Here is an 11,836-nt window from a genome sequence, read left to right as displayed (position 1 = left end):
GAGTCTCCGGTCAGTGTCGTTTGAATAGCGTGGGATAATCGGTCACCAGGCCGAAATCATCCACCGGCAGATCGGCCGTAAAGGTCCGGTCTGCCGCCGCATAGCGATAGAGTTTGCCATTGGTCAGGCAGGTGTAAATCTGATGGTCGGGAACGGGCTGCAGGGTTTCAAAAGGCACATACAGCATTTTGAAAGCCACGGGGCCGCTGTCCATGTTGAGCGACAGGCGGCGAATGGGAAGCGTGTTCGTGAAGGGGGTGCCGGACAGATCGATATCCACGCAGCCTGTCAGGTGCTCGACCAACTGGCCTGCTTCATCCAGCCAATGGCCGGGCTTTGGGCTGCGTAAAGCCAGCCGCTGCCCATGATTGTTTTCCACCCGGAAGGATGTGACCTCCCACTGGGCATTGCAATCGATGCGATAGTGCATACCGTAAGGCTGCCCGCCGCGCTCGCCGATCAAAACACTTCCGGCGCGGAAGCCCGCGCCGGAAGAGGTTATCGTCATATGCTCCAACCCGTCTCCCTCGGCTGGGCGCCAGCGCACAGTGAGGGACGAGGGAAGGGGGCGAAACATGGTTTAGATCAGCTTGCCGAAGGCAACAGCCGTATCCGACATGCGGTTGGAGAAACCCCACTCATTGTCGTACCAGGACAGGATACGCACGAAATCGCCATCCAGAACCTTGGTCTGATCCGCTGCCACGGTGGACGAATGCGCATCATGGTTAAAATCGATGGAGACGAGCGGCTCGGTGATGTAGCCCAGGATACCCTTCAGTTCGCCTTCAGCGGCTTCCTTAAGGGCAGCGTTGACTTCCTCAGCCGTAACCTTGCGCGACGGCACGAACTTCAGATCCACGACCGATACGTTCGGCGTTGGAACGCGGATGGATGAGCCATCGAGCTTGCCCTTCAACTCCGGCAGAACCAGGCCAACGGCCTTGGCGGCACCCGTCGATGTCGGGATCATGGACAGGGCTGCAGCGCGGGCGCGGTACAGGTCCTTGTGCATGGTATCGAGCGTTGGCTGATCACCCGTGTAGGAGTGAATCGTGGTCATGTAGCCTTTTTCGATGCCGATGCTCTTCATCAGGACATAGGCAACGGGTGCAAGGCAGTTGGTAGTGCAGGATGCGTTGGAAATGACCAGATCATCCTTGGTCAGCGCGCTGTGGTTGACGCCGTACACGATGGTCTTGTCCGCGCCATCGCACGGTGCCGACACGATCACGCGCTTGGAACCGTTGGACAGATGGGCAGACGCCTTTTCCTTGGTTGTGAAAAGGCCCGTGCATTCCATGGCGATATCGACGCCATCCCATGGCAGTTCCTTGGGGTCGCGGATGGCTGTTACCTTGATCGGGCCACGGCCCACATCGATGGTGTCGCCAGTGACCGTAACGGTGCCGGGGAATTTGCCGTGGACCGAATCGTAGCGAATGAGGTGTGCATTGGTTTCAACCGGGCCGAGATCGTTGATGGCAACGACCTCAATGTCCGTGCGGCCGGATTCAACGATGGCGCGCAGAATGTTGCGGCCGATGCGGCCGAAGCCGTTGATGGCGACTTTAACTGTCATTGATAGTGCTCCTGAAACAAAAATCAGACCGTGAAATAGGTTGGGCACCCTATTGTTCGCACAATAAGTGAGCGCCCAACCGTGTCACATCAGGAAAGCTTGGCTTCCGCTGCTGCAACGACGGCTTCCGCCGTGATGCCGAAGTGCTTGTAGAGTTCCTTATAGGCGCCGGAAGCGCCAAAACTCTTCATGCCGATAAAGATGCCATCCGAGCCGATGAAGTGATCCCAACCCTGACGGATGCCGGCTTCAACCGCAATCTTGACCGGCGAGTTGCCGATAATGGCGCGCTGGTACTCTTCCGACTGATCGTCGAACAACTCGAAGCAGGGAACCGATACAACGCGTGTCGCGATACCCTTGTCGGTCAGTGTCTTGCAGGCATTGACCGCAATTTCCACTTCCGAGCCGGAGGCGAAAATCGTAACCTTCGCATCGCTGGCGGACACAACGTCATAAGCGCCATGTGCGCACAGGTTCTTTTCTTCAAACTCGGTGCGGCACGCAACAAGGTTCTGGCGAGACAGGGCAATGCCGGAGGGGCGATGCTTTTCGTTCAGCGCAACTTCCCAGCATTCCGCCGTTTCCGTGGCGTCAGCCGGACGGAACATCAGCAGACCCGGAATGGCGCGCAGCGCCGCCATGTGCTCGACCGGCTGGTGGGTCGGGCCATCTTCGCCCAGACCAATGGAATCATGGGTCAAAACGTGGATGACGCGAATGCCCATGAGGGCGGCCAGACGAATGGACGGACGGCAATAGTCGGAGAAGATCAAGAAGCCGCCGGAATAGGGGATCAGGCCGCCATGGAGCGCAATGCCGTTCATGGCTGCGGCCATGCCGTGCTCGCGGATACCGTAATGCAGGTAACGACCGGAGAAATCCGTTGGTGTGATCGACTTCGTCTGGCTGGTCTTGGTGTTGTTGGAGCCGGTGAGGTCGGCCGAGCCGCCAATGGTTTCCGTCAGGACACCGTTGATGACTTCCAGCGCATCCTCCGATGCCTTGCGGGTTGCAAGGGTCGGCTTGGTTTCTGCCAGCTTCTTCTTGTAGTCGGCAATGGCCGGTGCCAGCGCACTTTCCAGCTCGCCGGCGAAGCGGCGGGTAAACTGTGCCTTTTTGTCGGCATCGGTCTTTTCCAGACGCTCTTCCCATTCCTTGCGCACCTTGACGGAGCGCAGGCCAGCCAGACGCCAGTTGTCCAGAATATCGGACGGAACGACGAAAGCTTCCGATTCCCAGTTCAGAGCCTTGCGGGTTGCTGCAATTTCCTCAGCACCCAGTGCCGAGCCGTGAACCTTGTGGCTACCGGCCTTGTTTGGCGCGCCAAAGCCGATGACGGTCTTGCACGCAATCATCGTGGGCTTGTCGGATGTCTGTGCCTGCTCGATAGCAGCGGCAATGGCATCCGGATCATGGCCGTCAACGGCAATCGTGTTCCAGTTGGCCGCGCGGAAGCGCATGTGCTGGTCTGTCGAGTCCGATACGGAAATCGCACCGTCGATGGAAATGTTGTTGTCGTCCCAGAAGACGATCATCTTGTTGAGCTTGAGGTGGCCTGCAAGCGTAATCGCTTCCTGGCTGATGCCTTCCATCAAGCAACCATCGCCCACCAGTACATAGGTGAAGTGGTCCATAAGATCGGAGCCGAACTCGTCGGCAAGCTTCTTTTCGGCGATTGCCATGCCCACGGCCGTGGCAATGCCCTGGCCGAGCGGGCCGGTGGTGGTTTCGATGCCGGCGGCGTGGCCATATTCCGGGTGGCCGGCGGTCCGGGCACCGAGCTGGCGGAAATTCTTGATGTCTTCAATGCCGATGTCCTCGTAGCCTGTGAGGTACAGCAGCGAGTAGATCAACATGGAGCCGTGACCGGCTGACAGCACGAAACGGTCGCGGTTGGGCCAGTTGGGGTGTTTGGGATCGAAGTTGAGGTAACGGGAGAATAGAACCGTTGCCACATCGGCGGCACCCATCGGCAGACCGGGGTGGCCGGAGTTTGCGGCCTCGACGGCATCCATGGACAGAAAACGGATTGCATTTGCCATCCGGTCGTGTTTTTCGCGAGAGATCATGACTATTCCGCTTGAGTTCGTTGCCAGGGGACGGCCTCTATCCTCCAGGACCGTATAAGCACTCGACACATAGCACCCCTACAGGCCAAGTCAATCGTTCTGAACGCGCATCCGCGTGAGCGCTTGAATGCCAAAGCCCGTTAAAGCAAGGGTTATGCCACTGAAAACAGTGCGAACGGTGTTCCAGAATTGCCATTGTGACGAATAGTCCTGCCAGATGCGCGCGGCTTCTTCCACGTTCAGTGGGGCAGACACCAAAGCAAGGGCTTCGTTCATTGGTACATTAATAGCGAATGTTAAAATCAGGCCTCCGCATAGGTATATAATGGCTGCGCTTGCAAACAGGAGCGTTGACCGTTTGAACCCGAAGAAGTGGCTCAGGACTGACGTTACCAATAAGAAGGCAGGTGTTCCAAAAAATGCAGGAGCAAAGACGGCATTTCGGACAGAGCTGTTCATAGCCTGCATGGCTTCAATAGCGACAGCGGGATGTGCTTTATCCAGCCCCCACATTGTAGAGCATACCCAGGCATAAAAGAAACCGAAGATTGCACCGCTCAGAAGCAGGGAAACGTATGCAAAGAGATAGAGTGTTCTGACCATGAGAATGATGTCCGCCTAGATCAAGGTAATTTGTTCGATTGGTAAAGACGTAAGAACAGGCCCAATTGATGCCTGGCTCTCTCCTGAATCTCGAAAGGCTGTAATTCCTCGATGGTGCCAATGGCGCGTCGTATCTGTAGATCACCGATCAGCAAAGCAAAGTAAGTCTCTGCAACCTCATCAAGGTTATAGCAGCGGAGCTGACCTGCCGCGCAGGCTGATTGCAGGATGTCGACAACAAGCGGTGCAATTGTGTTTCGCCCAAACTGTGCTAACTCCTTCCCCAATGTCGCGGTATCTGTCACGTCACCAACTGCTGCCCGATTAAGGATAATGGCCCTCTGGCTCGTTACCAATGCCAGCAGGACCGGTCCCAGAGCCTCCAGCGTTTTCAAAGGATCGCTTTGTCCAGCCTTCGCTGCTTCCAACAGGTCTTTCGCGGCTTGAGCGTTGCTTTGGATCAGCGAGCGAAACAGTCCCTGTTTGTTACCGTAATGTCTGTATAGCGTCTCGTTAGAAACGCTGGCCCGTTTGGCAATCGCAAGGAGGGATGTGCTTCTGTAGCCACATTCCTCAAGGACAGCATAAGCAGCTGTTTCAATCCGGTCTTGTCGCGCATTTTGTTTCACAGTCTTCATGTCGAAATCGTACAGAAGTGTACGGCTTTGTAAAGCAGCTATATTAGAAATTTCTGGAATTATTCGTGTGTGTAAAATCGCCATGTTTTGCTTGTCTTTGCCAGCAAGACCTTTGATTGGATCGACCAAATCGTCAAAAACATGTTGATGCACTGCCTATTGCGTTCCGTCCTTTGGCGCGGTTGTTGACGCTGGCGTGATCGGTTTAATAGTGTGGTGGGCCCGGCGGTCGGTGTTGGCGGCAGCGATTCGGGCGGAATCGGGTATTGGAATGACATGATGTCAACACGCAAGACAGTTCAGATGACGATTGAGGAGCTGCGCGGCGCCGTGGCGAGCCTCGATAATGCCATTGATGCGCGTTTCGACAAGGAGCGGGAGCGAGGCGAGGTTGAGGGTGAGGTGCGGCGCATCAACACCGATCGCTCCAGGCTTGCCCAGGAACTGGATCAGGCTGAGTTTCGGGCCAATCGTCTGGAAGAGGTTAACCGCGAGGTATCGCGCAGGCTGGTCACGGCCATGGAAACCATTCGTGCCGTTCTGGATCGATAAAAGAAATTCCACGCCTTCAACCAGAGGCGGCGTTGTGCGAAGCGGGGAACATCAATGGCGCAAGTAACAGTCATGATCGACGGCAAGGCCTATCGCATGGCGTGCGAGGAGGGGCAGCAGGAGCATCTGTCCGATTTGGGCCAGCGGTTCGATCAATATGTCAGCCATCTCAAAAGCCAGTTTGGCGAAATCGGAGATCTGCGGCTGACGGTTATGGCCGGAATTATGGTCATGGATGAGTTGAGCGAGATTACGCGCCGCCTGTCCAGCCTCGAAACGGAAACGGCGAATTTGCGTCACGGCCGCGATGCCGCAGTGTCAGATGCATCGCGCACCGAGGAAGCGCTGGCAGCGGCGCTGGGTGACGTGACCACCCAAATCCAGAGCCTTGCCGCTAAGCTGCATGGCCGCCCCGGCTCCTAATAAAGTTTACAAGAGACTGGCGAAGCACGGCTTCATACTCTATATCTGAGATGCGGTCTGCGCTCCCCGACAGGAACCACAATCCCTGGGGCCATACTCGATCCATTGGGAGCTGTCCCTGTTTGGACCCGTGGGTTCAAGCACACGGCGCCCACCTACTTTGTAGGCACCCAGGATCGTAAAAAATCCATCGGTTGTGTGGATCGCACCTTTTCCTTACATCTCTTAGACCGGTTTTGCAGGATAGAGAGATGACCCCACCAGAGAAGAAGACCCGCTTAAGGGCCATGACGCTGGCAAAGCGCGATGCGCTGACGCCAAACCAGAAAGCCGCCCACGAACAAGCGCTGCTTCACCACGCCATCAACACTTTGAATGTGCCCGCTGGGACTATGCTGGCAGGGTTCTGGCCCATTCGGTCCGAGCCTGATATTCGGCCTGTGCTGGCGCATTTTCAAAGCCTTGGGGTTCATCTCTGCCTGCCTGCGGTGCTTGACCGGGAAACCATCGTGTTTCGTCAGTGGCTTGCTGGCAGCGCGCTCCACCCTGCCGGTTTTGGCACCATGAGTGCCGGTGCAGCTGCACCCGTTGTTGACCCCGATGTTCTGCTGGTGCCACTGTCTGCCTTTGATCGCCGTGGCAACCGGATCGGGTACGGTGCCGGACATTATGACCGCGCCATTCACAAACTCCATGAAAAAGGCCGCTTACCGAGGCTGATCGGCATTGCTTTTGATGTGCAAGAAGTGCCATCAGTGCCAGCGGAGCCGCATGATGTGGCCCTTTCCGCCTTATTGACCGAAAGCGGATTGCGAAACTTCGTTAAAGGAAATCAGGCGGACAATGCGGCTTCTCTTTCTCGGTGATATGGTCGGCAAAACCGGACGCACGACCGTCTGGGATAAATTGCCCGGGCTGATTGCTGACCTCAAACTCGATTTCGTCATCGTCAATGGCGAAAATGCCGCAGGCGGTTTCGGCATTACCGAGGATATCTATCTGGAAACCATCAATGCCGGGGCCGATGTCGTGACCACTGGCAACCACGTGTGGGACCAGAAGGAGGCCGTGAGTTTCTGCGAGCGCCACGACCAGTTTTTGCGGCCGGCCAACTATCCCGCTGGCACCCCCGGTCGCGGCTCAAACCTGTATTTTGCTCGCAATGGCGCGCGCGTTCTGGTGGCCAACATCATGGGCCGCGTGTTCATGCACCCCGAGTTGGACGACCCCTTCAAAGCGGCGGAAACGATACTGGAAGCCTGCCCGCTGAAAGAGCAGGCCGATGCAATTATCTTTGATTTTCATGCGGAAGCGACCAGCGAGAAGCAGTGTTTTGGCCATTTTGTCGATGGGCGCGCAAGCTTTGTGGTGGGAACGCACACGCATGTGCCGACGGCTGACCACCAGATTTTAAACGGCGGCACGGCCTATATGTCGGATGCCGGTATGTGCGGGGATTACGATTCCTCGCTTGGCATGGAAAAAGAGGAGCCGCTGAACCGCTTCATCTCCAAAATGCCGAAGGGCCGGTTTGAGGCCGCCCATGGTCCGGCGACGATCTGCGGTGTGGGCGTGGAGATTTCCGACCGCACGGGGCTTGCCGAAAAGATTGCGCCGCTGCGCATTGGTCCAAGGCTTGCAGAAACCTTGCCGGAGTTCTGGACGTAAAGCGGCTTTAAATCTATAACGCCGCCATTCAACACGACATCACAGGGTTATTGATAGCCCGCAAAATAAGCATAGGGGTGCCATGGCTGGCCATTCTCAGTTTAAAAATATCATGCACCGCAAGGGTCGTCAGGACGCCGTGCGGTCCAAAATGTTCTCCAAGCTGGCGCGTGAAATCACCGTTGCGGCCAAGGCCGGTCTGCCCGACCCCAGCATGAATGCCCGCCTGCGGCTGGCGATCCAGAACGCCAAGGCCCAGTCCATGCCCAAGGATAATATTGAGCGTGCGATCAAGAAAGGCTCCGGCGCGGACGGTGAAAACTACGAGGAAGTGCGCTACGAGGGCTACGGCCCCGGCGGCACGGCGGTCATCGTGGAAGCGCTGACGGACAACCGCAACCGCACGGCATCTTCCGTGCGCTCCATTTTCACCAAGGCTGGTGGTGCGCTGGGGGAAACCGGCTCGGTCTCCTTCTCGTTCGATCATGTGGGCGAAATCGTCTATCCGCTGTCGGTTGGCGATGCCGATACGGTCATGGAAGCGGCGATTGAGGCCGGTGCCGATGATGTGATCAGCGATGAGGACGGCCATTCCATTATCTGCGCATTTGAAGATATGGGGCAGGTCTCCAAGGCGCTGGAAGATGCGCTGGGCGAAGCCGAAACGGTAAAAGCCATCTGGAAGGCCCAGAACACCGTGCCGGTGGATGAAGAAAAAGCCCAGTCGCTGATGAAGCTGATCGACACGCTGGACGACGATGATGACGTGCAGAACGTCTATTCGAACTTCGAAGTGTCTGACGAGGTCATGGCCAAGCTTTCGGCTTAACGGTAGTAGAGCGCCGGTTTCAGATCGGCGCTCTCTAGTTGTTAAGTACTTAAAAGCGATAGGTGATGCCGCTGCCGATCAGCCATGGATCGTGCTGGGCTTTGCCCGTCAGGGCCGCGCCGCCGACTGTGATGTCGAAATCAGGACGAAGGAAGATTTTCTTCACGTCGACGTTCACGCCCCAGTGGTCGTCCATCATATAATCGAAGCCGACCTGCAAAGCAGGGCTGACCTTGTTCTCCACATCCAGATCCGTTGCCACACCCTTGGCCTTTTGGTTGTAGAACAGCGTGTAGTTCACACCCGCGCCCACATAGGGCTTGAACTTGCCGAGATCCGTAAAGTGATATTGCAGCGTCAGGGTTGGTGGCAGCATCCAGACCTTGCCGACCTCGCCCAGACTAGCGATGGTATCCTCGCCCCGGATTTTGGCATAGGTGGTGCCGAGAATGAGTTCGGCCGCGATGTTATCGGTAAAGAAGTAGGAGATATCCAGTTCCGGAACAAGCGTATCGGAATAGGATAGACCCGAGCCTGCAACACCGTTGACCGAGCCGGAATCGCGCGTGATTACACCCAATGCCCGCAGGCGAAGCTGCCATGCGGAGCGCTCTGCGGTTGCTTCCAGCGGATCGGCCGCGTGGCCGCTGTTGGCCAGAAAAAAGACCGCAGCCCCCGCTGCCAGTGCCTTTACCCAGGTTCTTGTCGTCATGATCATGCCCTCTTGATATCTGTGTGCGTCCAGATGGTAAGGGTACAGGGTGGGAGGACGGTTGATTCAAGTCAACTCGCTAGAAACCCTCGGAGGTAATGCTGGCCTGTGGCGAATACGCAACATAACGAATTGATAGATATCAGTTATTAGCATCTGATAACGCCTGCAAGAGAGCGCGGCTAGAAGCAGGCAAGCGTTCATAACAAAACGCCGCCTTTGTGCTTCACAAAGGCGGCGGAACGTTCAAGTGGTAAGTGTCAGGCGTGCTATTCGTCGCCGAGATCGCGAATGGCACCGCGCGATGCGCTGGTGGCAAAGGCCGCATAGGCGCGCAGCGCCTTGGAGACCTTGCGCTTGCGCACTTCAACCGGCTTCCAGCCCTTGGCTTCCTGCTCCAGGCGACGGGCCGAAAGGTCGGCATCGTTGACGCTGAGGTGAATGGTGCGGTTGGGGATGTCGATTTCGATGATATCGCCTTCCTTCACCAAACCGATCAGACCGCCTTCAGCCGCTTCCGGCGAGACGTGGCCGATGGACAGGCCCGACGAACCACCGGAAAAACGACCGTCCGTAATCAGCGCGCAGGCTTTGCCCAGCCCCTTGGATTTGAGGTAGGAGGTCGGGTACAGCATTTCCTGCATGCCAGGGCCGCCGCGCGGACCCTCGTAGCGGATCAGCACGATATCGCCAGCCTTCACCTGATTGGCCAGAATGCTGCGTACGGCAGAATCCTGACTTTCGTACACACGGGCAGGGCCGGAAAATTTCAGAATGCTGTCGTCGACGCCAGCGGTTTTAACGATGCAGCCATCGAGCGCCAGATTGCCATACAAAACAGCCAGACCACCATCCTTGGAAAAGGCGTGCTCGGCCGAGCGGATAACACCGGATTCTCGGTCGTCATCCAGTTCGTCCCAGCGCGCACTCTGGCTGAAGGCGGTCTGCGTGGGAATGCCACCGGGAGCGGCCTTGAAGAAGTTGCGCGCCGTTTCACTCGTCGTGCGGGAAATATCCCACCGGTCCAGTGCATCGCCCAGCGTGGCGGAGTGGACGGTGGGCAGATCGTTGTTGAGCAATCCAGCCTTGTCCAACTGTCCCAGAATGGACATGATGCCGCCAGCGCGGTGAACGTCTTCCATGTGCACGTCTGCCTTGGCCGGGGCCACCTTGCAGAGCACCGGAACCTTGCGCGACAGCGCATCGATGTCCGACATGGTAAAATCGACTTCGCCTTCATGGGCGGCTGCCAGAATATGCAGCACCGTATTGGTGGAGCCACCCATGGCAATATCCAGCGCCATGGCGTTTTCAAACGCGCCCTTGGTGGCGATGGAACGCGGCAGCACGTTGTAATCGTCCTGCTCGTAATGGCGCTTGGCGATATCCACGATCAGGTGACCGGCTTCCACGAACAGGCGCTTGCGATCCGAATGGGTAGCGAGCGTGGAGCCGTTACCGGGCAGAGACAGGCCCAAAGCCTCGGTCAGGCAGTTCATGGAATTGGCGGTAAACATCCCGGAGCAGGAACCGCAGGTGGGACAGGCGGAGCGTTCGATGACCTTGACGTCTTCGTCCGAAATGCTGTCATCGGCGGCGGCAACCATAGCATCGACGAGATCGAGCGCATGTGTCTTGCCGTGCATGACGACCTTGCCGGCTTCCATAGGCCCGCCCGATACGAACACCGATGGGATGTTAAGGCGGAGCGACGCCATCAACATGCCGGGGGTGATCTTGTCGCAGTTGGAAATGCAGACCATGGCATCGGCGCAGTGGGCGTTGACCATGTATTCCACACTGTCGGCGATAATTTCACGCGAGGGCAGGGAGTACAACATGCCGTCATGGCCCATGGCGATACCGTCATCGACGGCGATCGTGTTGAATTCCTTGGCAACGCCACCGGCGGCTTCGATTTCGCGAGCAACCAGTTGGCCGAGGTCTTTCAGGTGCACGTGGCCGGGCACGAACTGAGTAAAGGAGTTGACCACCGCGATAATCGGCTTGCCGAAATCGCCATCCTTCATGCCGGTCGCGCGCCAGAGGCCGCGGGCACCGGCCATGTTACGACCGTGGGTGGTTGTACGGGAGCGATAGGCAGGCATTTGGCTTTTCCTTGAACGAAAAGGGGGAACGCTAGGGGCGGATGTTCACATCTAGCGACTGTCACCGGAAATTTTAAGTCCTGCTACCGCAAAAGTCGCGCCGCGTCACGCTTTCTATTGAAATTTTACGAAATTGTGACACGGCCACGACGAAATTTTAAACCGCTGTGCGGCGTTTTGACAACGCGCGGAACACCAAAAAACCTGCAATAAGGCCCGTCAATGCCCATTTTATCGGCAGCACATCGGCTGTTTCCGAGCGGATTGGCAGCACGGTGACTGTGCCGGGGCTAGATTCGTAGCCCTGTTTGCCCTCGGCTTTAGCCTGTTCGATCTGTTGCGGCGACACGACCCATTCAGCGCCGCGGCTGCGGTCGATCATCATGAAGCCGACGCCAACGATCACAGCGACGATCAAGGCGATAAGGGCGTTTACAGGTTTGCTCATATATTGTCTCCTTTACAAAGGAGGGGGCTTAAACGCCGCCGCCGACCCTATGCAAAGGGGCATGACCAGTTTTAGGGGTGCTCTTCACACAAAAATAGCCCGGACAATGCCGGGCTATCATGAGGATCAGTTGCAAAGCGCTTATACCAATCGTCGTTAATCTTGACTCGTGGAATTCCCAAAAACCGCCGAATCTGAATC

At 57.0% G+C, this 11,836-nt stretch carries 13 protein-coding genes and 1 other RNA gene; 6 read left to right on the top strand and 8 right to left on the bottom strand.

Going from position 1 to position 11,836, the window contains the following annotated elements; all coding sequences use genetic code 11:
- Positions 1 to 10: 10 nt before the first annotated feature.
- The 5 genes from IFT84_RS16925 to IFT84_RS16905 all read right to left on the bottom strand — a co-directional run bounded on the left by IFT84_RS16925 (position 11) and on the right by IFT84_RS16905 (position 5,048).
- Positions 11 to 577: a putative glycolipid-binding domain-containing protein gene (locus IFT84_RS16925; RefSeq protein ID WP_192121527.1), complete on the bottom strand. Its 567-nt coding sequence runs from the start codon at positions 575 to 577 to the stop codon at positions 11 to 13.
- 3 nt (positions 578 to 580) lie between these two features.
- On the bottom strand, positions 581 to 1,582 hold the full coding sequence (gap, locus tag IFT84_RS16920) for a type I glyceraldehyde-3-phosphate dehydrogenase (protein ID WP_192121525.1): 1,002 nt from the start codon (positions 1,580 to 1,582) through the stop codon (positions 581 to 583).
- An 89-nt stretch (positions 1,583 to 1,671) separates the two neighbouring features.
- Entirely contained in the window at positions 1,672 to 3,654 is a 1,983-nt protein-coding gene (gene tkt, locus IFT84_RS16915) for a transketolase (protein ID WP_192121523.1), read from the bottom strand.
- Positions 3,655 to 3,744: 90 nt separating this feature from the next.
- Positions 3,745 to 4,257 carry an anthrone oxygenase family protein gene (locus IFT84_RS16910; protein WP_192121521.1) on the bottom strand — a complete coding sequence of 171 codons (513 nt, stop codon included), beginning with the start codon at positions 4,255 to 4,257 and terminating at the stop codon, positions 3,745 to 3,747.
- A 20-nt stretch (positions 4,258 to 4,277) separates the two neighbouring features.
- Positions 4,278 to 5,048 (bottom strand): TetR/AcrR family transcriptional regulator C-terminal domain-containing protein, encoded by a 771-nt coding sequence (locus tag IFT84_RS16905; protein ID WP_192121519.1) that lies wholly within the window; start codon positions 5,046 to 5,048, stop codon positions 4,278 to 4,280.
- 126 nt (positions 5,049 to 5,174) lie between these two features.
- Here IFT84_RS16905 and IFT84_RS16900 point away from each other — a divergent pair, with 126 nt between their 5' ends.
- The 6 genes from IFT84_RS16900 (at position 5,175) to IFT84_RS16875 (ending at position 8,367) form a co-directional block, all read left to right on the top strand.
- Positions 5,175 to 5,447 (top strand): DUF4164 domain-containing protein, encoded by a 273-nt coding sequence (locus IFT84_RS16900; protein ID WP_192121517.1) that lies wholly within the window; start codon positions 5,175 to 5,177, stop codon positions 5,445 to 5,447.
- Positions 5,448 to 5,501: 54 nt separating this feature from the next.
- On the top strand, positions 5,502 to 5,870 hold the full coding sequence (locus IFT84_RS16895) for a cell division protein ZapA (protein WP_192121516.1): 369 nt from the start codon (positions 5,502 to 5,504) through the stop codon (positions 5,868 to 5,870).
- A gap of 51 nt (positions 5,871 to 5,921) precedes the next feature.
- Positions 5,922 to 6,079: non-coding RNA, 6S RNA (gene ssrS, locus IFT84_RS16890), on the top strand.
- Between the two features lie 42 nt (positions 6,080 to 6,121).
- The gene (locus IFT84_RS16885) at positions 6,122 to 6,736 is read left to right on the top strand and encodes a 5-formyltetrahydrofolate cyclo-ligase (protein ID WP_192121514.1); all 615 of its coding nucleotides are present in this window, start codon (positions 6,122 to 6,124) and stop codon (positions 6,734 to 6,736) included.
- The gene (locus IFT84_RS16880) at positions 6,714 to 7,538 is read left to right on the top strand and encodes a TIGR00282 family metallophosphoesterase (protein WP_192121512.1); all 825 of its coding nucleotides are present in this window, start codon (positions 6,714 to 6,716) and stop codon (positions 7,536 to 7,538) included. The genes IFT84_RS16885 and IFT84_RS16880 overlap by 23 nt, the downstream gene beginning before the upstream one ends.
- Before the next feature lie 82 nt (positions 7,539 to 7,620).
- Entirely contained in the window at positions 7,621 to 8,367 is a 747-nt protein-coding gene (locus IFT84_RS16875) for a YebC/PmpR family DNA-binding transcriptional regulator (RefSeq protein WP_192121510.1), read from the top strand.
- 49 nt (positions 8,368 to 8,416) lie between these two features.
- Here IFT84_RS16875 and IFT84_RS16870 read toward each other — a convergent pair whose 3' ends face one another.
- The 3 genes from IFT84_RS16870 to IFT84_RS16860 all read right to left on the bottom strand — a co-directional run bounded on the left by IFT84_RS16870 (position 8,417) and on the right by IFT84_RS16860 (position 11,635).
- The gene (locus tag IFT84_RS16870; protein WP_192121508.1) at positions 8,417 to 9,079 is read right to left on the bottom strand and encodes an OmpW/AlkL family protein; all 663 of its coding nucleotides are present in this window, start codon (positions 9,077 to 9,079) and stop codon (positions 8,417 to 8,419) included.
- A 269-nt stretch (positions 9,080 to 9,348) separates the two neighbouring features.
- On the bottom strand, positions 9,349 to 11,187 hold the full coding sequence (ilvD, locus tag IFT84_RS16865) for a dihydroxy-acid dehydratase (protein WP_192121506.1): 1,839 nt from the start codon (positions 11,185 to 11,187) through the stop codon (positions 9,349 to 9,351).
- A gap of 157 nt (positions 11,188 to 11,344) precedes the next feature.
- Entirely contained in the window at positions 11,345 to 11,635 is a 291-nt protein-coding gene (locus IFT84_RS16860; RefSeq protein WP_192121504.1) for a hypothetical protein, read from the bottom strand.
- Positions 11,636 to 11,836: the final 201 nt, after the last annotated feature.

The organism is Rhizobium sp. CFBP 8762 (genome assembly GCF_014841565.1).
GTDB lineage: Bacteria > Pseudomonadota > Alphaproteobacteria > Rhizobiales > Rhizobiaceae > CFBP-8762.
This window is presented reverse-complemented; position numbering and strand designations above follow the sequence as displayed.